The organism is Paenibacillus massiliensis 2301065 = DSM 16942 (assembly GCF_000377505.1).
Lineage (GTDB): Bacteria > Bacillota > Bacilli > Paenibacillales > Paenibacillaceae > Paenibacillus > Paenibacillus massiliensis.
Genome location: NZ_KB898191.1, coordinates 212,032 through 236,333 on the forward strand (window position 1 = coordinate 212,032; position 24,302 = coordinate 236,333).

At 47.9% G+C, this 24,302-nt stretch carries 23 protein-coding genes and 1 other annotated feature; of the genes, 5 read left to right on the forward strand and 18 right to left on the reverse strand.

Going from position 1 to position 24,302, the window contains the following annotated elements; translation table 11 throughout:
- Positions 1-204: 204 nt before the first annotated feature.
- From D328_RS29265 to D328_RS0115630, 8 genes are all read right to left on the reverse strand, one after another.
- Entirely contained in the window at positions 205-1,107 is a 903-nt protein-coding gene (locus D328_RS29265) for a M14 family metallopeptidase (RefSeq protein WP_018885955.1), read from the reverse strand.
- 324 nt (positions 1,108-1,431) lie between these two features.
- Positions 1,432-4,107, reverse strand: a complete 2,676-nt coding sequence (locus tag D328_RS0115600; protein ID WP_018885956.1) for a cation-translocating P-type ATPase — start codon at positions 4,105-4,107, stop codon at positions 1,432-1,434.
- Positions 4,108-4,606: 499 nt separating this feature from the next.
- On the reverse strand, positions 4,607-5,416 hold the full coding sequence (racE, locus tag D328_RS0115605) for a glutamate racemase (RefSeq protein ID WP_018885957.1): 810 nt from the start codon (positions 5,414-5,416) through the stop codon (positions 4,607-4,609).
- A gap of 263 nt (positions 5,417-5,679) precedes the next feature.
- The gene (locus D328_RS29270) at positions 5,680-6,072 is read right to left on the reverse strand and encodes a YtxH domain-containing protein (RefSeq protein ID WP_018885958.1); all 393 of its coding nucleotides are present in this window, start codon (positions 6,070-6,072) and stop codon (positions 5,680-5,682) included.
- A 145-nt stretch (positions 6,073-6,217) separates the two neighbouring features.
- The gene (locus D328_RS0115615) at positions 6,218-6,865 is read right to left on the reverse strand and encodes a helix-turn-helix transcriptional regulator (RefSeq protein ID WP_018885959.1); all 648 of its coding nucleotides are present in this window, start codon (positions 6,863-6,865) and stop codon (positions 6,218-6,220) included.
- A gap of 17 nt (positions 6,866-6,882) precedes the next feature.
- Positions 6,883-7,323, reverse strand: a complete 441-nt coding sequence (locus D328_RS0115620) for a DUF86 domain-containing protein (RefSeq protein WP_018885960.1) — start codon at positions 7,321-7,323, stop codon at positions 6,883-6,885.
- A 30-nt stretch (positions 7,324-7,353) separates the two neighbouring features.
- Positions 7,354-7,641, reverse strand: coding sequence for a Dabb family protein (locus D328_RS0115625; protein WP_018885961.1), 288 nt, complete (start codon positions 7,639-7,641; stop codon positions 7,354-7,356).
- Between the two features lie 163 nt (positions 7,642-7,804).
- Positions 7,805-9,043, reverse strand: a complete 1,239-nt coding sequence (locus D328_RS0115630) for a polysaccharide deacetylase (protein ID WP_018885962.1) — start codon at positions 9,041-9,043, stop codon at positions 7,805-7,807.
- A 329-nt stretch (positions 9,044-9,372) separates the two neighbouring features.
- On the opposite strand from D328_RS0115630, the gene D328_RS0115635 reads away from it, so the two are divergent.
- On the forward strand, positions 9,373-9,957 hold the full coding sequence (locus tag D328_RS0115635) for a helix-turn-helix domain-containing protein (protein WP_018885963.1): 585 nt from the start codon (positions 9,373-9,375) through the stop codon (positions 9,955-9,957).
- Between the two features lie 193 nt (positions 9,958-10,150).
- Here D328_RS0115635 and D328_RS0115640 read toward each other — a convergent pair whose 3' ends face one another.
- Positions 10,151-10,792 carry an SdpI family protein gene (locus D328_RS0115640; RefSeq protein ID WP_233426209.1) on the reverse strand — a complete coding sequence of 214 codons (642 nt, stop codon included), beginning with the start codon at positions 10,790-10,792 and terminating at the stop codon, positions 10,151-10,153.
- On the reverse strand, positions 10,773-11,057 hold the full coding sequence (locus tag D328_RS0115645; protein WP_018885965.1) for an autorepressor SdpR family transcription factor: 285 nt from the start codon (positions 11,055-11,057) through the stop codon (positions 10,773-10,775). Before D328_RS0115645 ends, D328_RS0115640 begins: the two co-directional genes overlap by 20 nt.
- Positions 11,058-11,249: 192 nt before the next feature.
- Positions 11,250-11,534 (forward strand) — a binding site (T-box leader).
- Positions 11,535-11,618: 84 nt separating this feature from the next.
- Between D328_RS0115645 and D328_RS0115650 the strand changes: the two genes are divergently transcribed.
- The gene (locus tag D328_RS0115650; RefSeq protein ID WP_018885966.1) at positions 11,619-13,271 is read left to right on the forward strand and encodes a 2-isopropylmalate synthase; all 1,653 of its coding nucleotides are present in this window, start codon (positions 11,619-11,621) and stop codon (positions 13,269-13,271) included.
- 266 nt (positions 13,272-13,537) lie between these two features.
- Here D328_RS0115650 and D328_RS0115655 read toward each other — a convergent pair whose 3' ends face one another.
- Positions 13,538-14,728 (reverse strand): sn-glycerol-1-phosphate dehydrogenase, encoded by a 1,191-nt coding sequence (locus D328_RS0115655; RefSeq protein ID WP_018885967.1) that lies wholly within the window; start codon positions 14,726-14,728, stop codon positions 13,538-13,540.
- Between the two features lie 181 nt (positions 14,729-14,909).
- Here D328_RS0115655 and D328_RS29275 point away from each other — a divergent pair, with 181 nt between their 5' ends.
- Complete coding sequence (locus tag D328_RS29275) at positions 14,910-15,116, forward strand: hypothetical protein (RefSeq protein ID WP_018885968.1); 207 nt, start codon at positions 14,910-14,912, stop codon at positions 15,114-15,116.
- On the opposite strand, the gene fosB is transcribed toward D328_RS29275, so the two are convergent.
- From fosB to D328_RS0115700, 7 genes are all read right to left on the reverse strand, one after another.
- Positions 15,095-15,535, reverse strand: a complete 441-nt coding sequence (gene fosB, locus D328_RS0115665; protein ID WP_018885969.1) for a metallothiol transferase FosB — start codon at positions 15,533-15,535, stop codon at positions 15,095-15,097. The two genes, D328_RS29275 and fosB, sit on opposite strands and share 22 nt — an antisense overlap.
- Before the next feature lie 113 nt (positions 15,536-15,648).
- Positions 15,649-16,071, reverse strand: a complete 423-nt coding sequence (locus D328_RS0115670) for a MarR family winged helix-turn-helix transcriptional regulator (RefSeq protein ID WP_154659142.1) — start codon at positions 16,069-16,071, stop codon at positions 15,649-15,651.
- A 274-nt stretch (positions 16,072-16,345) separates the two neighbouring features.
- Entirely contained in the window at positions 16,346-17,014 is a 669-nt protein-coding gene (locus D328_RS0115680) for an NAD(P)H-dependent oxidoreductase (RefSeq protein ID WP_018885972.1), read from the reverse strand.
- Positions 17,015-17,386: 372 nt separating this feature from the next.
- Entirely contained in the window at positions 17,387-17,839 is a 453-nt protein-coding gene (locus D328_RS0115685; RefSeq protein ID WP_018885973.1) for a PTS sugar transporter subunit IIA, read from the reverse strand.
- 46 nt (positions 17,840-17,885) lie between these two features.
- A complete protein-coding gene (locus D328_RS0115690) occupies positions 17,886-19,259 on the reverse strand; it encodes a PTS fructose transporter subunit IIC (protein ID WP_018885974.1) in 1,374 nt (457 codons plus the stop codon).
- A 7-nt stretch (positions 19,260-19,266) separates the two neighbouring features.
- Complete coding sequence (pfkB, locus tag D328_RS0115695) at positions 19,267-20,223, reverse strand: 1-phosphofructokinase (protein WP_018885975.1); 957 nt, start codon at positions 20,221-20,223, stop codon at positions 19,267-19,269.
- 78 nt (positions 20,224-20,301) lie between these two features.
- Positions 20,302-21,066 carry a DeoR/GlpR family DNA-binding transcription regulator gene (locus D328_RS0115700; RefSeq protein WP_018885976.1) on the reverse strand — a complete coding sequence of 255 codons (765 nt, stop codon included), beginning with the start codon at positions 21,064-21,066 and terminating at the stop codon, positions 20,302-20,304.
- 739 nt (positions 21,067-21,805) lie between these two features.
- Here D328_RS0115700 and pelA point away from each other — a divergent pair.
- A complete protein-coding gene (gene pelA, locus D328_RS0115705; RefSeq protein ID WP_018885977.1) occupies positions 21,806-22,981 on the forward strand; it encodes a pectate lyase in 1,176 nt (391 codons plus the stop codon).
- Between the two features lie 338 nt (positions 22,982-23,319).
- Positions 23,320-24,282, forward strand: coding sequence for an arsenic resistance protein (locus D328_RS0115710; RefSeq protein ID WP_018885978.1), 963 nt, complete (start codon positions 23,320-23,322; stop codon positions 24,280-24,282).
- The last annotated feature ends 20 nt before the right edge of the window (positions 24,283-24,302 follow it).

Below are 24,302 nucleotides of genomic sequence, written 5' to 3' on the forward strand. Positions count from 1 at the left end.
AAGTCAAAAAAGGCAGCATAACGACATGTTCATGCGTGAAAGCAACGCATGCAGTATTATACGAATAGCCGCCTCTGTGGTTGCATCGTATCATTTCATCGTCGTACCAATTCTAATTTTGTCGCGGCGATTGGCTCATTTATGTCATTACATCAGTTGCAACTCGCCGCTCCTGCTGGTCGAGAGTCTGCCCCGCCTGCATTCTCAAGAGCAAATGAGCAAATTCATGGCTTCACTTAGTATGTGGTGAGTATCTTGCTTTAATCCTGTCAGATCCTCTAGCGGAAGTGGGTTGACCCCTTTGCCAAGCTCGATCGTGAAGCCAGGCCGCCCATAAGCCGCGATGAACCAATCCTTGTAGCCAGCGTCGCTCCCGCTTAGCTTGATCGGCGGATAACCGATGGCTTCCCCCAGACTTCTTGCCCAAGATTCGCTATATGACGGCTCCATATCCCTGTAATTCCAATAAATTTCCTTGCCTTGTGTATGCAGTGCAATTGTCATATCAGGATTTAGACCTGCAGTCCAATCCACCAGAGCACGAGCTTCTGGCTCAGATAACGGTGCAGGCCCACCATAATCGCGCGGCCCTGGCCCCTCTACATCGCGCCTCATAGACTCCTCCTCCCAATGAGCTGGAAATTGATCGTTCAGATCCACACCCCGAATATTGGCTTTCCAGCCGCTAAAGTCCGTCAGACCATTGTTCAGCATTACCACTTCGCTATAAAATGGCTGATTAGGGGCCAATCTCTCCAGTACCAGCTCCACTCCATCCGGATTTACCATAGGAACCGCGCAAATACACGTCTTCGCCAGCCATTCTTCCACAGATTGCCCTTCGAAGGTCCTTCCTTCATGAAGCGCCTGCGCATAGCGATACATAAAGTCCATCAGGCAAGGAGCCGTAATCCACTCATTCGCATGCATCGCTGCCTGTACGAGTAACTTGCGTGGTCCCTGCCCAATCTGAAGGTAAGGAATCGGCTGGTCCAGCACGCTCGTTCCAATGCTGCCCGTGTCGATTCCCAGCTTGGCATAGAGCGTCTCCCAGCGCTGGATATCCTGTGTCATTTCCTGAAGACCATACCCGGTTAAAGACACCATATCGCCTCCCCATTACTGCCTGCGCAATAGCATTTTTACGCAAGCTCAAAGATAGATTAGTTAGTTACCCGAATAGACCAGCATCGCGTTCCAGGGATATTATAAGTGTACTAAAAGCTGTGTCAGTTATTCCCTTTTGTACACAGTCGATTGCACACACCGGAGGATTACAAGCCGAACACGAAAAAGCTACCGTAGTAGCTGATCGCTGCCCCGGTAGCTTTTCGATGGTTAGAAAAGACTGAATTTGACTTCAGTATATCTCAAAGTGTGTTTAGCATGTGCACAAGATTTCATTTCAAGCATTGGCTCATCGCGCTGCATTTAAGTCGATTTGGTCATAAGAATATCTGAGTCTTGTCGAGTAACCATTCTACGGACTATTTTAGCTAATTCCATCAAGATTACCGCGCCAAGTGCTAGACCAGCGGCAGTCAACCATTCTGTCATGCCGAATGTAGCTGGAATCGAGAATATATCTCTGACTCCTGGTAGAACTGTAACACCGTAAAAGGCGAAGCAGACGAGTACCGCTCCAATAACATATTTGTTGCTGAATAATCCGACTTCAAACACTGTCAAGCTGTTAGAACGAGCAGCAAAAGTCTGAAGTGTTCGGGACAAGATCAATGTAGTGAAAGCCATGGCTACACCCAGATCTGAGGAATGCTGAAGCCCGATATATAGCGATACGATGACGGCTATCCCGATTAGCAGGCCACGGATAATGATCGACTGCATCATACCCCCAGCAAATATGCCTTCTTTAAGGTCTCTAGGTTGTCTCTTCATCACATCCGGTTCAGGCTTCTCCATGCCTAGTGCAATGGCAGGTAACGAATCATTAGCCAGGTTGATGAACAGGAGCTGAATGGCTGTAAAAGGATTCACCCAACCGAGCACCAGAGCAAAGAGGATGGCAATAATGGCTCCAAGGTTGCCTGAGAACAAGTAAGCAATAGCTTTCTTGATATTGTCAAATACGGTTCTGCCTACCGATACCGCATTGACGATGGATACAAAGTTATCATCGGTCAAAATCATCGCAGCTGCGTCCTTCGCCACAGCCGTTCCACTTCCCATAGCAACCCCGATATCCGCCTGCTTGAGGGCAGGCGCATCATTTACACCATCACCAGTCATAGCCGTTATCTTACCCTTCCGTTGCCATGCACGGACAATCCGGATTTTATTCTCTGGAGAGACTCGCGCGTATACACCGATCTGCTCCAGCTGCTGGTCAAGCTCCTGGTCTGACATCGCATCAAGTTCCTGGCCTGTTATGGCAATTTCATGCTCGGTCATCAGTCCGATATCACGACCGATCGCCTGTGCAGTGGTCTTGTGGTCACCAGTGATCATGATCGTCCGTATGCCAGCCTTTTTAGATTCCTCTATTGCGCCATACACAGCATCACGTGGAGGATCAATCATGGCCGACAAGCCTACCAACACCAAATTTTGTTCATCCTCCAGATCAATCCCCGTTACAGAATTCGGCACAGTTTTGTATGCATACGCTAATACACGCAGAGCTCTAGCTGAGAATTCCTCATTCGCCTGAATAAACCGCTCTTGCAGCTCCGAAGTTAAGGGGACTTCCTGATCCCCTAACAGAACGTGTGTACAGCGATCAAAGAGCACATCTGGACCGCCCTTGGTAAGCATTGCTTTTTGTCCGTCAAACGTGTGCAGGGTAGACATCATCTTGCGATCCGAATCAAATGGAAGCTCCGCCTCACGAGGGAAATTATCTCGTATTTCCTTATAGTCTCTATTCTTACTATTGCTAAAGGCAATCAGGGCTACTTCCGTCGGATCACCCAATTCTTTACCGTCCTCATTGATACTGGAGTCGTTGCAAAGTACAGCAATGTGCAGAAGCCGTCTTGCCTCAACAGGCCAGTCTTTGGAATGCTGCTTGAATGGGTCATCATCTACTTGCGGCAAGAAATAGTCAACAACCGTCATTTTATTCTGAGTGAGCGTACCTGTCTTGTCTGTACAAATAATACTGGCAGAGCCCAGCGATTCAACTGCTGGAAGCTTGCGGATAATCGCATTCTGCTTCGCCATTTTATTCGTACCTACAGACAGGACGATGGTGACGATGGAGGACAACGCTTCTGGAATCGCGGCAACAGCTACAGCTACAGCAAACATAACAGCACTCAAGATTGCTTCGGTAGTATCTACCGTATCCGCTGATAGCCAAATACGTCCAGCCTGGATACCAAAAATTAAAATGGATAGCGCCAGCACCGCTATTCCTAATTGCTTGCTGAACGCATCCAGCTTACGCTGTAGCGGTGTCTGCTTAGCTTCCGCATTTTCAAGAAGTTCGGCAATTTTACCGATTTCAGTAGTTAACCCTGTTCCGGTAACGACAATAGTTCCGCGTCCATAAACGACCAAGGAACCGCTAAAAGCCATATTGCGCCGGTCTCCGAGAGGGGCTTCAGAGCCAAGGGTGTCCGTGTGTTTATCAACAGCTTCCGATTCCCCAGTAAGCATGCCCTCGTTGACCTTTAGGCTTTCCGACTCCAGCACACGGCCATCGGCGGGTACGAAATCACCAGCCTCTAATATGACAATATCCCCGCGAACCAGCTCTCTGGCTGGCACAGTTTGTAATACGCCGTCACGCAGCACCTTGGCTTCCGGGGCAGACATCTGTTGCAAGGCAGCGAGTGAGCTTTCCGCCTTACGAGTCTGAATGACGCTAATGACAGCATTCAGGATCAGTACGAGGAAAATAATGAGCGATTCCATAACATGTCCTAACACAATTTGGACAATGGCCGCTATAAGCAGTACAACCACCATGGGGTCCTTGAAGTTCTCGAGGAAAAGTCTCCAGATAGGAACCTTGTTCTTCCCCTTTAATTCATTGTAGCCATCCCTTTCCAGACGCTTTTCGGCTTCTGTAGAACTAAGCCCCTTGGCTGTGCTCTGCAGTTCCTGTACACTTTCAGTTCCGCTAATACGGTAATGCTCCACGGATGATTACTCCTCTCTAGGGCTGACTTTTGAGCAGGTCATCATGAGTTCTTTGGAAGCTGCAATGCTCATGTATGTATCTTTTTAGATTTCCACCAATTTGGCAGAGTCTTCGACCTTTATTAACAAGCTACGGTACGAAACCGTAGAAAGTTTCAATTTCACTGACAACCGACGTACAATCAATAACGATTGACCATAGACAGATACTTATAAAATAAAAGAGCTGGTACATTCTTAGCTTTCTCATTTTCTTGTAAACCAATTACGAATCTGCTTAACACTCTTCTCGCAAGAAATTCATTTTCCCGGCACTTACTGGGAAAGAAAAAGCATTACCATGAGAATTCCCATAAAGGAACTCCCTATGATAATGCCCCATTGAATCATTTCATTCACGCATGCTCGTTGCAAAAAAACACCCCTTCCGCGGACTATTACCAAGCATCTAACTTGGACCGCAGCAAGGGTGTCTAGGGTACTTCAGAAGGTCACCTGCCTAATCCAGGTGAGTCACCTGCCACACGACAGGTGTCTTACGCAAGTGATCACCAAGCCACTGCTTGGCTATACTCTGAAATAATTGTGGATCTCCTGAGCAAAAAAACTGATGGACTGGCAGCTCTCCACTAGTTGCCAGCTTTCCTTTGTCATAGAGGATTGTACTGGTCTCCCGAGCAGTCTCGTCCGCAGAGCTAATAAGCTTCACGCGCGGCCCCATGACCTCCTGAATGGTCTCTGTGAGGAAAGGATAATGTGTACATCCCAGAATGAGACAATCAATGGGATGCTGCTTCATTCCTTGTAACGATTCTTCTACTACAGCCGTCGTATGCTGTGAACGGAATTCACCTTGCTCTACCAGTGGCACCAGATGCGGACAAGCATGACTGACTACATCCACGTAGGGTGACAGCTGCTTCAGTGCCGCGGTGTAAGCCCCGCTGCTGACCGTCCCTACCGTACCAATGACACCGACATGCCCCGTCTTCGTGGCACTTATGGCGGCTCTGGCTCCAGGATGAATGACTCCGATTACCGGGATATCCACTCGTTCACTGATTTCATCCAGGGCAGCAGCAGTTGCTGTATTACATGCGATAATAATGACTTTGGGATTGAACTGGGTCAGAAAATCCACAATCTGTCCTGTGAATTTCCGCACCTCTGCAGATGGACGAGGGCCGTAGGGCGTGCGCGCGGTGTCCCCAAAATAAATGATTTTCTCCCGCGGTAGCTGACGCATCACTTCCTTCACGACGGTCAGTCCTCCCACACCGGAGTCCAATATTGCGATTGCTTGCTGCACTTACACACCGCTTCCTTCTTCTCAAATATCGACCAGATTGACAAAAGGTCGTTGCTACATACCTTATGTATTGGAGCAGTAAAAGGTACCCACAAATATTACCCGAAATGCATCTGTGCAGCAATACTTGTCCTGACTCTGCTACTTCGTAGGCCATGCTCTATAGACCTTACCCGGATTAATAGTCTCAACAGACAAAGACCGCCCGCCTTACCCCGGCGCGTATCTCTTCGCGGGATAGGACAGTCGGTCCAGTAGTCTTCTTAGATTGTCGTGTCCTTCTGTTCTTCAAACGTATCCAGCTCTTCCTCATTCGACTGCAGACGCTCCTCATTTGCACGCTGCTGCAGCTCCTCGAACACTTCCACAAGCGAGGACAATACAACCTTCTCTTCTTCGGTCGGCTGCCCGGTACGCCATTCCTGTACCTCCTGGACGGCAAATGCAGCCGTGTCCTTCACAATATCGAGAATTTCTGAGCCAGAAGCACCAATTTTCTCTGCCCACACCTGTCCGGCCTCAGTGACCGTACGGGATGTCTCAGACAAGTCTTGGCGCAGCTCTTTGCCGGACTTCGGGGCAAGCAGCAGAGCGGCAGCTGATCCTGCAGCAGCTCCAACCAGAATTCCCCACAATATTCCTTGCTTTCCGTTCATTCCAACCACTCCTTCGCGGGTAGGAGCAGACTAATCATGACTACTTCGTAGCGTCTAGTCCGACTCCCTGTATGTTCCGGGCGAATGCCCAACTGGTGTACTGTATTATAAGCGGAGGAAGCTTGTCATGACACAGAGGCCAAGCTTATTTTCTGCTATCCTCGGTCCGCGGACGAATTCGATACAAGCAACAACGCCCACCGTCCGCCAGACAATCGGTACGGACTACCTCTGCATCAAGCAGCTCCTCGAACATATCCTTCTCACATTCACAGGCTCTCCGATATTGCTTGGCCACCTGTGAGATCGGACAATTATATTCGTAGAAGGAGTAGCTCCCATCTTCCTCCTGCTCCCAGCTGGTCATATAGCCGGCAGCATGCTGAATATCCGCTAGCTCACTGACACGCGAGCGAAGCGACTCCCCGCTGAGCTGTGGGGCATAGCGCTTAAGCAGCTTCCTTTTGCGCCCTTCAAACAAAGCATGCACTGCAGATGAGCCCTGCTCATCTGCAAGCTCCTCCAGAAGCTCCAACATCAGATGATCATAATTACGAGGGAACTGCTCGTCTCCCAGCGGTGTGAGTCCGAACATATATAGCGGTCGGCCCATGGCCTGCCGCACAACACTCACCTCAATCAATCCGTCCTGCTCCAAGGACTTGAGATGACGGCGCACCCCCATCTCCGTGATGCCCAGCTCGGAGGCCAGTGGGCTAACGCCCATTGGACCTCTTGTTTTGAGAAGTGTCATAATCATCCGGCGAGTAGGCATTTCGGGTATATGATTCATTGGCTCGACCTCCAACGTTAGCGGTCTGTCGGCATCGGGCCTAGTTCGCGTTCCAGATATTGCCGTACGCTTGCTGCGAACTTGTCCAGGTTGTCTACCAACAGAGGCGTCAACGGATGCAGCTCTGCGCGCTTCCAATGATAGTATTCCTGTACAAGCGGCTTACGAAGCGAAACGAGCTCATGCAGGGAAGGAAAGATCTCAGAATCAATGACCTGCTCCTCATGTATGATTCCAATAATATCTTCATAGCTGCTAGCATCGCGCATGATGAAACCATCAATAATGAAGCTTCCCACATCTGTAACGGATTCAATGGCCAGATGCAGACAACGTTCCTGCACTAGTCCCAGTGTCAGGCTCCCATCCCAATCACGAATAGCCGTCTTCAAGCCCTCGATGATCTCGGGAATCGCACTCAGGCGAAGCTCTATTTGTTCCCTATTTACGTAGTACAACGACAAGTACCTCCATCCCGATGTCCTCAGTTAGATTTCGTAATCAACCGCCAGCGAAATATCCTTCACTTCATTAATATGCTTGACCACTTCCTGATGGACCGGATGATCGTTATAGATTTTGAGATCCTCCAGCGATGCTACAACGGCGGTTAGCGCGATATCGAATGAACGCTCGGAGCGAATCACATCTGTTCCGACCTCCAGGGACAGAACCTCCTTGATCTTGCCGTTCATGCCCCGCAGTACGGATGCCGTATGCTCAATACTTTCCGGTGAACGGTCTTTCAGCTTGAAGAATACGATATGTTTAATCATGGACAGGCTCCTAACGATAATAGAATAGTATGCTTGTCCCAAAATTTTAACATACCCATTACGATTGGGGAAGCCGATTCACGTATACGTCAGGTGATATGACTCAAGAATGATTTCTCTTTGGCCTAATTGCGAATGATGATCGCACTATGAATTGTGTTCTCTATCTGTGATCATTCCAGAAATTGAGAGGGGTCATCTCCTCTGTAAGTGTCTCGAACTGATACCCCCGCTTCTGAAGCTCAGCAAGCAGCTGCGGTAAGATAGCTATCGTAGGCTCCTGGTCATGCATCAGAACTACTGGAGCACGCCCTGTGCGACTGATTTTCTCCACATCCTTGAGCACCGATGCTACAATATGCTCTGGATTCTTCTTGTACTTCCAGTCCAGTGAATCCACGTTCCAATCCCACATCCGGAATTCCCCCTGGTGCATGGCATTACGATAGGAATCCTTCATATATGGTTTGCTACCATAAGGTGTCCGAATCAGACGTGTCTGAACACCTGTTGTCTTGAGCAGGATCGCATTCGCATCCTTCATCTCCTTGAGCGCTGCGGCTGGCGAAGCATAGAACTTCTTCTCCACGTGCGTCATACCATGCAGGCCCAATCCATGTCCATTGTCCATCATCTTGCGAACAACATCGGGATGCTGCTGAATCTGTGGCCCCAGCATGAAGAAAGTCGCCTTGGCATCATATTTGCCTAATATGGACAGGAGCTCATTGGCATGCTTAGTTGGACCATCATCAAAGGTCAGGTACAGAACCTTCCCCTTCGTCGGTGTGGCGCCTTTACTTCCTTCATTAGAATTACTCTGCTGTACCAGCTTCTGACGCTCCTGAATCGCCGCAGCGTGAGCCGCAACGAATTGCTGGTCAGTCATAGTCGCTGTTCCATTTACGAGTCGATACACACCAGGAGCAGGGTTCGTAATGGTATAGCCCAAGCCCGAAGCCACATCTCGAATTGGAATCAACGTTCTATTATTCCGGATGATCGTCTCTCCCGTCTTCAAGGGCATAGTCATATGATACGCCCCCAAAGATATGGTTAAATCGTCATTCTGGACTACCGTACTGGCCCCCATGGCCTTCGCCAATGGCACAGCTGCTACATACATACGCCCTTGTAATGTAACCGCCTCGGCTTCCTTATCCTGCAATAATTCATCATTTATGCCCACTAACAGTGCCGACGCTGAGGCTGTAGCAGCATAGCTACTGCTGGACCATAGCAGACCCATTATACCGAGTACACTCAGTAGGAGGATCAGCCTTGCTCGCAATATTCCATTCAGCCTTCGATCTCTAGTACTAGTATCTCTGCAGCCTCTGTTCATGAGGTGCAAGTCTTGGGGTATTGCCAATCGCATTTCTGACTGAAGCTCTGTCTGCATCTCGATCCACCATCCACTCTCTCTTTATCTCAAACGAAACTATCAACTCGTCCGAAACATATCTTATAGGATAGTTTAAGAGATTGTGTAAATATTGGGATACAAAAATACAACATTCCCGCAATCTAAGGTTACAATTCAGCAATCCCTTGGCTTAGCGAACCGCGCAAATCCTTGTCCTGCTTGCATTTCCACTCATCAATATTAGTCGTTAGGACCTCTTTTCAACACGCTGATTATGTCTATAGCATTACATGAAAATAAGTTGGAGGACACTTGCACTCCCCCCGGTGTTATTGTAGTATTTGATTAAAAAAATCGGAGGGTATATGCCTAAACAACAAGAACGACACTCTATACAGGCGTGGTCTCTGATCAACCGCAAATATTTGGGAAAAGGCGTACGCGTCAAGCGCTTTCGCAAACCGACCCGCTGTCAGATCCGTAACAGGATCCTTCTTGCCGTATTAATGGCGAATGATATCAAGCTTTCGCAGCTTGCCGAGGAGCTTTCAATCTCCTCACGCAGTGTAAGCGCATGGGTATATGAAGGCCGTATTCCCGGAAATACCAATCTGGAGAAGGCCTGCCGTTTACTCGGCTATCCCCGCCATATTCTCTTTAATGAATCGGTAGTGCGGAATTCTCCACTGATCTGTCAGCCCGCACCTTCACGTTTTATGAAAAGAACGGTAACAAGATCACCTGTAAAAAACCGCATTCTTGCTGGCCTGTGTATGGTTCATGATCTATCTGTAACGGACGTTAGTCACTGGATTGGAGTGCATCCTGGCACATTCCGCAAATGGCTCCATCAAGGAACCGTTCCTTCGCAGACCTTCCAGGATCAAGCAGAGCAGTTTTTTCGGATTCCAAAATCCATTCTGTTCGCAGATGCCATGCTGACCCAATAATTGCGGCATCCAGGGACGATGCATTTTTGCGAGAATCCACTACAACCAAGATGATGACACACATTCCAACAAGCACTGCAAACCGAATTGCCGGTATGCAGTGCTTTCTTAATATTAGGAATGAAGAAATGAAGAAATGAAGTACAGCTTTCTGCAAAAGAGAGGGGGTACTCAGCCCTGCGCGATTCAAGGTCTAAACTCCCTTTTTATACAATGAAAAAGAGTATACGGCTGGAGCAACCACAATCAGTACTATGATCGCTACGATCGCAACCTCCACAAATACGTTCAAAAACGACGTCAAGATCATAAGAATCCCACCTAATATCCATAGGTAGCCCGCTACACGATGTGTTCTATTCCAATTCTCCTGGCTTGCCAGTGTCCATGGAAGCTTAATTCCCACCGTATAGCTCTGCTTGCTCTTGGGTAAATAGTTACCGATCACAATCAGTAACATGCCAACAAAGGATGGGACAATCGTCTGGATCGGCAAGTCTACACCCAGAGCCTTGAAGAGCGTGATCGGCATGAGGATGAGCGACAAGACAGGAATGATCCATAAGCCGAGTTTTCTTAAGACAGGGGCCACATTCATCTTTTTAGGATCATTCTTAATCACAATATGCACAATAATGTTAAGAACGGCCAAACAAAGTGGGAACACGAAAGCCACAACCGCCTTTGACATATAATTATCAGGCTTACCTGCTACATCCCAATGCACAGCCACCTGCGGAGGTAATTGTTGGTAGAGCGTCAGCGATAAAATAATCGGTAATACACATACCACTGTTGTAATAAGCTGCATCAAGCTACCTTTGATCCTCATCATGTTTCCCCCCCTTAAATTGTGAAAACCACAGCATGACTTCTTCAAAGACCGACACATTGATCTCATAGTAGATATAATTTTTATATTTCGTTTCAAAAACAAGTCCGGCCTTCTTCAACTGTGACAGATGGTACGAAATGGTCGCACCCGTCATCTCGAAATGCTGCCCAATCTCCCCAGCTGACATTTTGCCATGCTTGAGCATGACCAGGATATCCCGTCTCACTGGATCAGATAAGGCTTTGAATGTCTCTGGGAAACCCAAATGCATCGCCTCTTTTTTCTATTTAGAATTTCATCTAAATACATTATCTCTTATCGTAAGCGTTATAGCAATAACTATTTCGAATAAATTCTAAATAGAAACAATACCCATATAATAATTTACCGTCGGATAATTAATGGACTGGATTTTGTCAGACAGCCCTGCTATGATAGACCATATCCATATACGACTCTAAACGCTTGGATAAGGAGTAGTACTCGTAGGACTGATTCTCAGAAAGCCGCCGGATGATGCGAGGCGGTAGAGGAAATACGGGGAACTCGCCTTGGAGCGGCTATGCGAAATTCGGGTAGAAGCCTTACATGGCTATACCGAAAAGTAGTTGTTGACGGGTGCCCACCGTTATCAAGGGACAGACATCACGCTCGATGGTATGAGCTCGTGTCTGATGAGGGTATGAACGTTTGTTCATAAACAGGAGTGGTACCGCGGAAGCTCAAGTCTTTCGTCTCCGGCTGCATGTGTAGTCGAGGCGAAAGACTTTTTTGTTGTTACTTTATACCCAAGAATAACTAAGAATAACCGAGGAGGATAATTACGATGATGGATCACACCAAGTATGCAAAAGGCTACTTCATGCCACCCGTGCGTTCAATGAATTGGACACAGAAGGATTATATTGAGAAATCCCCAATCTGGTGCAGCGTGGATCTGCGTGACGGCAATCAGGCATTGATCGAGCCCATGAATCTGGAGGAGAAGCTGGAAATGTTCCAGATGCTCGTAGACATTGGCTTTAAAGAGATCGAGATTGCTTTCCCGGCAGCCTCTGATACGGAATTCCGCTTTTTGCGCACTTTGATTGAACGTGGCCTCATTCCCGAGGACGTAACGGTGCAGGTATTAACCCAAGCCCGGGAGCATATTATCCGCCGGACTTTCGAAGCGCTGCATGGCGTTCCAAACGCTATTGTTCATCTATATAACTCGGTATCCTTATCTCAGCGTGAGCAGGTGTTCCGCAAATCCCAGGAGGAGATTAAGGCCATCGCCGTAGAAGGCGCCAAGCTGGTCAAGGAACTGGCCGCAAGCACACCAGGACGCTTCACCTTCCAATACAGCCCAGAGAGCTTCCCGGGTGCTGAGGTCGAATTTTCCCTGGACATCTGTAACGCTGTACTGGATGTATGGCAGCCTACTGCAGATCATAAGGCGATTATCAACATTCCAACTACCGTCGAGACAGCTATGCCTCACATATTCGCCAGTCAGGTAGAGTATATACACAATCATCTGTCCTACCGAGAGCATGTCATTCTGTCCGTCCATCCTCACAACGACCGTGGAGGCGGCGTGTGCGATGCCGAATTCGCTGTTCTCGCTGGAGCAGAGCGGGTGGAAGGAACCTTGTTCGGCAATGGAGAACGTACAGGCAATGTGGACCTGATCACCTTGGCGATGAACCTGTATTCACACGGTGTTGATTCGGGGCTCGACTTCTCGGATATCGTTGGCATCAGCGAGACCTATGAACGATTGACGAAGATGCGGGTGTATGAGCGTCAGCCATATTCCGGATCACTTGTGTTCACGGCCTTCTCGGGCTCCCATCAGGATGCCATTGCCAAGGGCATGAAGTGGCGTGAAGAGCATGACTGTCCGACCTGGACGGTCCCTTATCTGCCTATTGATCCAGGTGACATTGGCCGCAAATACGAGACGGATGTCATCCGCGTCAACAGCCAGTCTGGCAAAGGCGGCGTGAACCATCTGCTGGAACGCGGCTTCGGACTGAGACTCCCTGACAAAATGAAGGAAGAGATGGGGTACCTGGCCAAGGATGTCTCGGATAAGGAACAAAAAGAGCTCCTGCCGGATGAAATACTGCGTATTTTCGAAGCAGAGTACATTCGAGACAATGGTCCACTGCAGTTGGAATCGTATCATTTTGAGCAGAAGAACAAGCTCACTACCACCTTCATGAAGGTCACACACGAAGGTAATGAAGTGACCATCGAGGGTAAAGGAAATGGACCGCTTGATGCTGTCAGTAATGCTCTGAAAAGCCGCTTCGAGCTGAACTACGAACTGAGTGTGTATGAGGAGCACTCGCTGGGTAGCGACTCCGCTGCCCATGCCATTGCCTATGTTGGGCTCAAGGCTCAGGGCAAGCTGATCTGGGGTGTAGGCAAGGACGAGGATATTATCAAGGCCTCGGTGCTCGCTCTGGTGTCTGCTGTCAATCGCTTGTAGCCATAGCAGCTGTTACTCCATCTGTAGGAGCTATGAAGCACAGCTTGAATGCTCCATAGCGATGTCTCCCATCTGTCTTGAAAGCAACAAACGATTATGTAGTAAGTAAACCAAGTTGGCAGCTACCATCGTATCTCCTTCTCGGTGCAACAACGGCGTTATTCTTCATCCGAGCGTAATGGCTTGGGTGAGAAATAACGCCGTTTTTTACATGTATTATTTAATAAATGCACGAGGAACTCACAAGAACACTCCTGTTATTCGAGCTAGCTGCGGCTAAGCTCTTGGAGCTTGCTGGAATCAATCAGATTATGATCGTTCAGATATTTCAGGCCAGTATATCGATCCCGGAGCGTATGGGCTGTGTGCACAGCTCGCTCCAGCATGTCCTCTGTTACATTCAGTTCATCGAAGCGCCCTGGGCCCCCCACTTGCTGCAGCCAGTCCCGCATTTGCTGCGAATCAGGAAGGGTCGTGTAGACCTGAAATGCACTTTCCGGCTCCTGCACGGCCAGCTCCTTATACAAGTCCGTAAGCAGCGCTGCAGCTACACCTACCTTGGCTCCATGCAGCACCTGCGGCCGCTCCTGTGCCAGCAGTTCCATTTCAATTCGATGTGAAATATGATGCTCCCCACCAGATGCAGGTCGAGAATGGTCTATGATTAACATAGAGATTCCCGAGGCGATCAGTGCTCGAATCAGCACGTCCATACCATGCAGGCTTCCAGCAGCAATCTCATCAACATGCTCTATACAAGCAAGCAGCGCCTCTTCTGTCATCTGCGCAGCAAGGGGGCAATATGGCTCCTGAGCCATGTCCCGCGACACCTTCCAATCCGCAAGTGACGTGTATTTGCCGAGCATATCGCCAAAGCCTGCAGCCGTCATCGTCTGTGGTGCCGATGCCAGCAAGGAGACATCTGCGAAGATAGCTTCTGGTGCCACGGTCTGAATCGTCCGCTTCACCCCATCCAATAGAAGTGGAGCGCCAGCCGAAGTGAACCCATCCACCGAGGCTGCGGTCGGGATCGATATGAACGGAAGCTTACGCATAGAGCAGGCAAATCGCGTCAGATCATGAATAGTGCCTGATCCCACAGCCAGAACAGCCTCTGTCGTAGAGGAAATACCAAGTAGCACCTTCACCATATAGCGCTCATCAGCAACTACATCCCCTGCACTATTGAAGGGTAGACACACCTCTTCAGCCTGAATTCCGGCCTGCTGCAGCAGCTCCAGTACCCGATTTCCCGCTGCAGCAGCCGTATGCGGATCGTCAATCACCGTTACATGCTCATACCCTTTTTCCTGTAAATAAGATGCGATGTCCTCAAGCGCATGGTCACTAATCACGGTGTACATGTCTACATGATGATGGTTGCTGCCACATGGGCAAGCCTCTGCTTCGGCATTCCAAGCGGCAATCCGTTCATTCATATTCGTGTGAGCTGTCATTCGCAAGTGCCTCCTGTCAGGAATTTTGCCAATCCAAGGTTTACAATGCGCACGATCTTGTCAATCCTAATTCTATTAGACTCTTTAATTGTACGCACAACTTGGGGCAACGTCTACCTTATGGTAATAGCAATCCACCGGACCTACTATTTTGTGAATGCAGGAAAGGAGTGAAACTACTATGAAATCTTCTATTGATGTAGTCAGTGCACTTGGACTACTAGGTGGGACTACATTGGGCAGTGGAGTGGCATTTATCATGCAATGGCAGGCCTATGCTGCGATGACATCCGTAGCTGTCTGCGGATTACTTGGGGTCGTGGTCCCCCTGCTGGTTCTGGGTGTACGAGCAGCAAGGCACAGACATCAGTCCCGCGCAGATTCTTGAGAGTAGAAGCTCATATGCTGCTTATCTCTCGCATAATAATCCAGCCGATCCTGTAGCGTGCCTGTATGAAATTCAAAGCGGTGACCGTCCGGATCTACGAAATATATCGACTTACGGTCCTGCTTGTCTCGAGGACGGCCAGGCAGCATATGTACATTCATTTGGACTAATTTTGCATGCACCTCGTCGAAGTCCTCCTCCTGAATTGTAAAGGCAATATGCGTATAAGCCTCATTCACCGGGACTCGTGTGATGTGGGCTTCTTCATTTAAGGCAAGCCACATCCCGCACAGATCGAAATAAGCTGTCGTCCTCCCCTTCACGAGTAATGTGGCACCGAATACATTTTGGTAGAACTCAATGGAGCGCTCCAGACTGGATACTGAGAACAAAAAATGATTCAAACCTTGAATGCGCATATGAAATAGTCCCTTCTGTAGAGTATTAATAAATAGACGCACAACAAAAAAAGACCAAATTCGAAAAAAGCGGATGCAGTCAGAGTAGCTCCTCCTTTTCCAAATCAGATCCTTCATAAATGCTGCTTATCTGAACGACTTTCGCTCGTCTTGATTGTTCCAACATTTTCATGTAACTTTGTTAATACTTTCCTAAAAGCATTACGCTCTTCTTCACTGATATCAGTGAGTAATTCCTGTACAAAACGAGCTTTCTCTATTTGGGCGTTCTCGATCAATTCCCTGCCATAATCCGTAAGACGGACCAGGACAAAGCGATTATCCTCATCCTTTTTTCGTCTGAAGATGATCCCCTGCTCCTCAAGCTGTTTGATGTGTCTAGTAACCGCCGATTTATCAATCGTAACTTTCTTTTGCAAGTCTCCTTGACTGATTTCAATCTGTTGATAGATCAAGGATAAGATTTCAAATCGAGATTGGCTAACGCTGATACATGCATCAAACGTAGTATTGATTACTTTGTTAACACCGTACATCTGGTATAACAGTTCAGCTTCCTGCGACCAATCTGTTTTCAAGAATCATCCCATCTTTCTCTTAAGGGTCATCGGTGATATCGTTTTACAATGTATTAGACACTATACAGCCTTAGCTTTCATTTTACAAGCAAGCATGAGCATTCAGCGGTAGTAGAGCAGCTTTGAGCAATGCACCAGCGGCCATTCCATCCGCTAGAGCAATGAAAAAAAAGAGCTGCTGACAAGAAGCAACTCTCTGCATCATGAATCTAATACTACACATTTGCACGATTTATCTCCATACTACGATATCATTCAGGCTTTGTCTTGTTTTTGGGCGTTTTGGCTCCTCTAACCGATACCCAAAGGCCACCAGGCAGGCTACTCCAAATTCATTATCATCAATAATTCCTTCTTCTACAAATAATTCACATACTTTCTCACGATCAATACCTTCAATGGGGCAGGAATCAATTCCGACCTGGGCTGCAGCTGTCATCATATTTCCCATGGCAATGTAACTCTGCTTGCAGGCCCATTCATACATGAGCTGCCCGTCACCGCCGAGCTCGACTTCTGTGAATTTGTTGTACATACGTGAAACGAATTGTGCAATGTCATCTGGCATACGTTGGATGTCCTTCATCATTCTCGTAACGTGCGGAGAATCAAATCTGAGCCCGTTTTCTTTTCTAGCTAATACAAACAGAAGGTGGCTGGCCGTAGGCAATTGCCCTTGAGCACCAGGAGTCACAGGCTTTAATTGTTCGCGCAGCGTGGCATCCTGAACCACAACGAACTTCCAGGGTTCAAGTCCGAATGAACTTGGTGATAATCTTCCTGTCTCAAGAATGAACTCAAAATCGTCATCAGAAATCGTCCTATTGATATCAAAGGATTTGCATGCGTGCCTAAATTGATAAGCTTTCAAAATTTCTTGTTTTCGTGCTGTATCTGTCATTTGCAATCAATCCTCCATGAACCAATAATGTAGTGTGCCACTAGTGCTTGTATCTGCATAGCCATTTGCCAAAACTCCAGCAAATCTCCTTTCCATGAAACAAAACAAAATTAGTTGATATATAAACTAATTATTCAGATATAGTTTACATATCAACGGTTGATATGTAAACAATATATAGTATCATCTTGTTTTCTGCAAGTAATTTCTTAAGATCAATTAATAAATAGAACCAAAAAAAGCCGCCTTAAGCGAATCTCGCTTAAGACGACTACCTTATCCTTCTATTCTTGTGGAGGTCGTAATCCCCTCAATTTACTGAACTGTCCGCTACAGTAGCCATTACCGTATGCTCAGTTCATCCATGCTGCATTAGATGCTCTTGAGCACCTCAGTCACCTCAGCAGGAGTCTTCGCCTGCAGTAGGCTGTTGCGGAATTCTTCATGAATCAGCTTGCGGGACAGAGCGACGAGAATCTGCAAATGCTCATTTCCTACATTTTCTGCCGGAACTGCGATCAAGAACACGATGGATACAGGCTGATCATCCAAGGACTCCCACTCCGTTGGTTCTGCCATTCTTGCGAAGGCCAGGCCTGCACGGGCTACTCCAGAGGATTTACCGTGCGGAATAGCTACACCGAACCCGATACCTGTGGAGCTGGATTGCTCACGAGTCAGGACAGCCTGTACGTAGCTCTCAGCATCCGTTACTGCGCCAGTCTTTTGGAGCCCTTCCACCATCCGGCGGATTACGTCCTCCTTGCCACCAGATTCCAGTGGTAGAAAGATGGTCTCCTCAGTCAACAAATCATGTATATTCATGTATGTCATCTCCTTTAAATCATTTCCTGTGGATCATTATGAGCTGTTAGACCGTGATTTTATTCCGTTTCAGGATATTTACAAGCACGGCAGTTACTACAGTACCGATAACAATAGCCAGAGCATACAGCAATACATTGGTGATTGCATTCGGAATCGCCATGACGAAGATCCCGCCATGTGGCGCACGAAGTGCAGCACCGAAGGCCATGGACAAGGCACCAGCAACTCCTGAACCAACCATGAATGCTGGAATCATACGGAGCGGATCAGCCGCACCGAATGGAATAGCGCCTTCCGTGATAAAGGACAATCCGAGGAAGCCCGCTACTTTACCAGCACCACGCTCTTCTGTCGTAAATTTCTTAGGTGCCATAACCGTTGCCAGCCAGATACCCAGTGGAGGAGTCATACCAGCTGCCATAACTGCTGCCATTGGGCCAAACACGCCACTCCCCAGCAGACCTACAGCGAACGTATAAGCTGTCTTGTTGAATGGACCACCCATATCAATAGCCATCATCGCACCAAGCACGGCACCCAGCAGAACAGCGTTGACAGAACCCATGGATTGCAGCCAGCTTGTCAACGCTCCCATGAGCGCAGCCAAAGGTGTACCGATGACATAATGCATCAACAGACCTACGATCAGCACGGACAGCAGTGGTATCAAAAGAATTGGCTTCAAGCCCTCGAAGGACTTAGGAAGCTTGATTACCTTGATCAGGAATTTCACGACGTAACCTGCCAGGAAACCAGCAATAATACCGCCGAGGAAGCCAGCACCTAGCGAACCCGCCATCACGCCACCAACTAATCCCGGTGCAAGACCTGATTTACCTGCGATCGAGAAGGCAATAAAACCAGCGAGGATTGGGATCATCAGACCCATGGCCGCGCCACCAATCGCCCCAAGGGATGCGCCCAGGCTTCCTTCTGGAGGATTAATTCCCCACAGGAAGGACAGGGCAATGATAAGTCCACCTGCCACTACGAGCGGAAGCATGTTGGATACACCATTCATAAGGTTCTTATAAATGCTGTTGCCAGATGAAGCTTTGGTCTCTGCAGAGCTTTTCTCCTTACCAGCAGACGAGGACGCTACAGGTGCAGTGGCTTCCTTGGCAAGAGCTTGCTCAATCAATTCTCCCGGAATCTTAATCCCTTGTGCTACAGGTACTTTAACGACAGGCTTGCCTTCAAAGCGACTTTCATCAACATCGGTATCTGCGGCAATAATGATGGCATGTGCTTCAGCGATCTCTTCAGGAGTAAGTCCGTTCTCTACGCCGACCGCACCACGTGTCTCTACTTTAATTTGGACATTTTTCTCATTGGCAGCCTTCTGAATGGATTCAGCAGCCATATACGTATGGGCAATACCCGTTGGACAAGCCGTAACAGCTAACAGCTTTTTCATTATTCATTCACCCTTTTTTCGCATTATGAATTACTTGAATATCAACCGCTTCCAGATGGGACTCCACTTCTGCCAAGGTACACACCTCTGTGCCTGGCTTGGAAGCAGTAATACTTCCTGCTGCTGTCGCCCATCTGGCTGTCGTAAGCAACGAGCGATTATGCAGCAGACAAGCCGAGATGGCAGCTACCATTGAATCTCCTGCTCCGACCGTACTCTGAGGCACAATCGGGAAGGGGCGGGCTCGGATCACTTCATCAGCACTTACCAGAATAGATCCATCACCACCCATCGACACCACGACCCACTCAATCCCCTGCTCCAGTAGACTTTGGCAGGCTTGAATAACAGCATCATCGGAATCAAGCGGCTTGCCTACCAGCTGCTCCAGCTCGTGAATATTCGGCTTGACAGCGAACGGTATGGCTTGTAGCCCCTGCCTGAAGGCTTCGCCGTCAGCATCCAGAATCGTCTTGACTCCCTTGGACTTGGCCAGCTCACCAATCTGTCTATAGGTATCCTCTGGCATTCCTGGCTGTAGACTTCCTCCAAGGACAAGCACCCCAACCTCTCCTAGTAGACGCTCAAGTTGAGTATGGAATGTACTTGCTTCCTCCGCCGTAATACCGTTTCCACGTTCATTCACTTCCGTGGTCACCTTGCTCTCGGAATCCACGATCTTCAGATTGGTGCGAGTCTCTCCCTCTACCTTCACAAAAGCCTGCTCTATCCTCATGACCTGAAGTCGATCCAGAAGCTGAGTACCTGCATATCCTCCTGCAAAGCCTGTAGCCACAACAGGTTCATTGAAGCTCTTCAGCACTTTGGCTACATTTATGCCTTTGCCCCCTGCGTCTACTCGCATCTCCTCAATACGATTCAATCCGCCAACCTGAAACCCCGGCAGCGTAACCGTCTTGTCAAGTGCAGGATTCAAGGTCACGGTTAGGACTTTGTTCTTCACCTGTGCTGACTCCTTTCCATAAAGCTCTATAATCTCCTACCTTCAAAGCTCTGTAATCTCCTACCTTCGCACAAAGCATCATACGATGGTTACCACAATGCCTAGCTTTCGCATGGCCAGAATACTGTTCTCCGGCACCTCTTTGTCGAAAATACCATGATGTACCTGACTTAGCTCAGCTACCTTGGCGAAGGCCACTTTGCCAAACTTACTATGATCTGCTAATAACACGACCTCATTCGCAATATCCATCATCTTGCGCTTGGCCGCCGCCTCGACCATATTCGGTGTCGTCAGCCCCGCCCGTGCATCAATACCATTCATGGCAATGAAGGCTTTGTCTACTCGGATCATGTCCAGCGCAGCCTCGGTGATGGGGCCAACAAAAGCCTGTGTCTCCGGGCGAAGCATCCCGCCGGTCAGTGATACCTCAATGTCTCGGCAATCCTTGAGCTCATTCAGCACAAGCAAAGAATTGGTGACCACACGAATATCTGTCATTCGGCGAATTTCGCGGGCCAAATGAAGCGTAGTCGTACCTGCATCGAGCAGCAAAGTATCACCGGGTCGAATGAGTTCCGCGGCTTCACGAGCAATAGCAGCCTTTTCCTCACGGAATAAATCTTCCTTATCAATGATGGCGGGCTCGATGTTCGCACTCTCCAAGGATACTGCTCCACCATGAGTTCGCTTAAGAAGCTGAGCTTCTTCAAGCTCCTTCAGATCCCGGCGGATCGTAGACTCGGATACTTGAAACACCTCGCTTAGCACCTGTACGGATGCCCGCTGGTTTTGTTGAATATATTGAAGCAGTCTCGGCTTCCTTTCTTCCTCATACAACATCTAGGACCACCCCGATTCGGTCGAAAAGCACTCCTATGCAGGCTGCTAAATCCCTTTAGAGTCTTAGAATGTGTCTTCCGCCCTGTTCTTCATACATTTACAACCAGAATAGCTTCTTCATTTTACGACCATTTCATAGCAATTCGTTCTATAAAGGAACCCATCAACATTGCAATAAGAGCTTCTCAACAAAATGATCATTTATGATTCTTTGTGCTCATTTGTGATTATAATAGCGGTTACATCAAAAGTAAATAGCTATTTTCAGGTTTAATTGAGCATATTATTCCACTAAACAGTCATAAACGAGCATTAAACATCATATCCACACCATATGTTCCCAGAAGCATAGGTGATCTGTAAAAAAGAAGCCTCAATTCTTAAATTTTGCGCATATATTATGGTAATAAGTTCTTAATTTGTTGTCATTCATCCAAATAGTTACTTGACAAGAATGCTCATAAGAAGGTACATTATAAGCGTTGTGGCGTGGTTGTTTTTTCCATTCATTGAAAACTTTAATTCATTTAATGTTTTCTCATGGAGAGGAGGGACTGAGCGTTTTATTTTTTAGTTACATTTGTAATCGCTTACATTTTAACTGATTAAACTCTTTGATTTAATTGAGTCATAAAAGTTAGATGAACTACTGAACCAGGAACCATTGTTCCATGGATGTCTGTTCGTTAGTATCATCCACGCTTGAGACTTCCAAAATACTTGTAGCAGGAGGTACTTTATGTCGAATCATTCGTTCAAAAAGTTCATGCTGCCATGCCTTACGGCTGGATTAATCTTGGGAACACTCCCTGTTGGTGTCATCTCGGCTGATGCTTCCTTGGCTGGGCAGACATCCCCTAGCGAGACCACCATTGCGGCTACAGATCTCTCACTTGCTGCTGTAAACACCGACAGTTTGTTGAATAAGCACAGAGATATTAGTAATTTTATAAGTGGCAATCTGAGCACCGATACCACATTAGCCAACAATATCCTGACCTGGCAAATGCCTCATGGTGGGTTCTACAAGGATATGCTGGAACAATACAAAAAGCCGTGGAATGGCTCTGAAGCCAAGTCAGGTTGGGTGGCCTCTGGGGTCGAGCTTGGAACAATTGACAACAAGGCCACTGTAGCAGAAATCCGTTTCTTGGCCTACATGTACAATCAGACAGGCAATGAAGCGTATAGAACAAGCATGCGCAAAGCCGTGGATTTCATTATCGGTATGCAATATTCCTCTGGTGGATTCCCACAGGTCTTTCCGAAGCGTGGCAACTATTCTGATGCTGTGACCTTCAATGATGATGCCATGGTTCGCGTAATGGTGCTCATTGATGACATAGTTAACCGCAGGGGAGAATTTAGCAACAACAACCTGCTCACCAGCACCCAGCGCAACAATCTGAATACGGCCTTGAATAAAGGCGTGGATTACATTCTAAAATCGCAGATTGTCAACAATGGAGTACGGACGGTATGGTGTGCACAGCATGATCCGGTTACTTTTGCTCCAGTTGCAGGGCGTGCCTATGAATTGCCGTCCAAATCAGGGGGTGAATCTGTAGGCATCGTGGCTTTCCTCATGTCCAGACCGCAGACTCCAGAAGTTCGGCAGGCCGCTCAAGCAGCGCTTAAGTGGTACGACAGTGTCCGTGTTGACGGTACCCAATATGTACGCCGGGGCCCGGATTATTTCGTGAATGATCCATCCAGCGTCATATGGTATCGCTTTTATAATGTAGATGACAACAAACAGTTCTTCGCAGATCGGGACGGTCAGAAATATTACGATATTCTGCAAATCAGTGAAGAGCGCCGTCATGGATATGCTTGGGCAGGCGCATATGCACGCAACCTACTGCAGCTCGCATCCGACAGCGGCTACTATACTCTCTCCAAGCCTCTGCCTTAACTCCAAAGTACAGACCAGCAATTCAAGGCACAGCATATAGATTTACAAATCAATATTGCGCAGTTACAACAAACAGTTAGAATTTGAGTTAGAGCTTTGAGTTAGAGCTTTGAGTTAGAGCTTTGAGTTAGAGCCTTGAGTTAGTGCTTTAAGTTAGGACTATGAAGTTATACAGTCACAGCTATCCGGCAGAGCCAGAATGATTGAAAGCCTATGACCCCCAAAATGAAAACGTGTTCATTTTATCCTAACACGTGAATCTAGGTGATTAACTCGGTTCCTCCCTCCTTCTTGGTCAACATGCTATAATGATTCCAGAAGAAGGGAGGACTACTACTGTGTTAGCTAGAGAACAGCTCGAAAAGCATCAGATTTCCATATATGCGGGAGCCTTGGTGCTGGGTGTTGGCCTGGGCCTTGCCAACCCCGCTGTAAATAGCGTATTGGAATCTCTGATCTCACCGATCATTGCCCTCCTGCTCTACTCCATGTTTACCCAGATCCCATTCCTGCAACGTAAAGAAGCATTCGCAAGTCCCCGTTTCCTGATTGCGCTACTGTTATCCAATTTTGTACTGGTACCGATCGTGGTCTGGGCCATATTGCAATGCTTTCCCACTCTACCAGTTCCCGTGTTAACTGGAATATGCCTGGTGTTACTCGCTCCGTGCATCGACTATGTTATTATGTTTACGCAAATGGCGCGAGGCAATGTAGTATACATCTTGACCGCAACTCCTGTACTTTTCATCATTCAAATTGTACTACTTCCAGTGTATCTGTACCTCTTCCTGGGAGAACAGATGTCAGGTCTGATGCAACTGGGGCCTTTTATTGAGGCCTTTGTGTACCTGATTGTCATTCCTTGCCTGTTGGCTGTGCTCCTTCAAGCTTGGGCTAGAAGGTCGCAGAATGGAGTGCGAGGCATCGCTATCAGTGCCTGGCTCCCCGTTCCTTTTATGGCCTTGACACTGTTTGTGGTAGCTGCTTCACAGCTTCCCAAGCTGAAGGGTGATCTGCATCTCATTCTTCAGATTCTGCCAATCTATATGCTATTTCATGTCCTGATGCCTATCTGTTCAAGTCTCATCGCTCGTTGCTTCCGACTCGAATCGGGTGCAGGAAGAGCGCTGCTCTTCAGCTCCAGCACGCGTAATTCGTTGGTCGTACTCCCCTTGGCTCTGGCATTGCCAGGAGAATGGGGTACGATCGCTGCAGCTGTAATTGTGACCCAGACCATGGTAGAACTTGTGGCCGAGCTTATCTACATAAGAGCTATTCCCTGGATGATTAAGGATTAGCAAAAAGCACTCCGGTAGTC

Bases quoted from the DNA above. Each gene is read 5' to 3' on its own strand.
- D328_RS29265 (WP_018885955.1), bottom strand. From the start codon at position 1,107: ATGGTGTCTTTAACCGGGTATGGTCTTCAGGAAATGACACAGGATATC.
- D328_RS29270 (WP_018885958.1), bottom strand. From the start codon at position 6,072: ATGAACGGAAAGCAAGGAATATTGTGGGGAATTCTGGTTGGAGCTGCT.
- D328_RS0115615 (WP_018885959.1), bottom strand. From the start codon at position 6,865: ATGAATCATATACCCGAAATGCCTACTCGCCGGATGATTATGACACTT.
- D328_RS0115625 (WP_018885961.1), bottom strand. From the start codon at position 7,641: ATGATTAAACATATCGTATTCTTCAAGCTGAAAGACCGTTCACCGGAA.
- D328_RS0115630 (WP_018885962.1), bottom strand. From the start codon at position 9,043: ATGCAGACAGAGCTTCAGTCAGAAATGCGATTGGCAATACCCCAAGAC.
- D328_RS0115635 (WP_018885963.1), top strand. From the start codon at position 9,373: ATGCCTAAACAACAAGAACGACACTCTATACAGGCGTGGTCTCTGATC.
- D328_RS0115640 (WP_233426209.1), bottom strand. From the start codon at position 10,792: ATGATGAGGATCAAAGGTAGCTTGATGCAGCTTATTACAACAGTGGTA.
- D328_RS0115650 (WP_018885966.1), top strand. From the start codon at position 11,619: ATGATGGATCACACCAAGTATGCAAAAGGCTACTTCATGCCACCCGTG.
- D328_RS0115655 (WP_018885967.1), bottom strand. From the start codon at position 14,728: ATGACAGCTCACACGAATATGAATGAACGGATTGCCGCTTGGAATGCC.
- D328_RS29275 (WP_018885968.1), top strand. From the start codon at position 14,910: ATGAAATCTTCTATTGATGTAGTCAGTGCACTTGGACTACTAGGTGGG.
- fosB (WP_018885969.1), bottom strand. From the start codon at position 15,535: ATGCGCATTCAAGGTTTGAATCATTTTTTGTTCTCAGTATCCAGTCTG.
- D328_RS0115670 (WP_154659142.1), bottom strand. From the start codon at position 16,071: ATGTACGGTGTTAACAAAGTAATCAATACTACGTTTGATGCATGTATC.
- D328_RS0115680 (WP_018885972.1), bottom strand. From the start codon at position 17,014: ATGACAGATACAGCACGAAAACAAGAAATTTTGAAAGCTTATCAATTT.
- D328_RS0115685 (WP_018885973.1), bottom strand. From the start codon at position 17,839: ATGAATATACATGATTTGTTGACTGAGGAGACCATCTTTCTACCACTG.
- D328_RS0115690 (WP_018885974.1), bottom strand. From the start codon at position 19,259: ATGAAAAAGCTGTTAGCTGTTACGGCTTGTCCAACGGGTATTGCCCAT.
- D328_RS0115700 (WP_018885976.1), bottom strand. From the start codon at position 21,066: ATGTTGTATGAGGAAGAAAGGAAGCCGAGACTGCTTCAATATATTCAA.
- pelA (WP_018885977.1), top strand. From the start codon at position 21,806: ATGTCGAATCATTCGTTCAAAAAGTTCATGCTGCCATGCCTTACGGCT.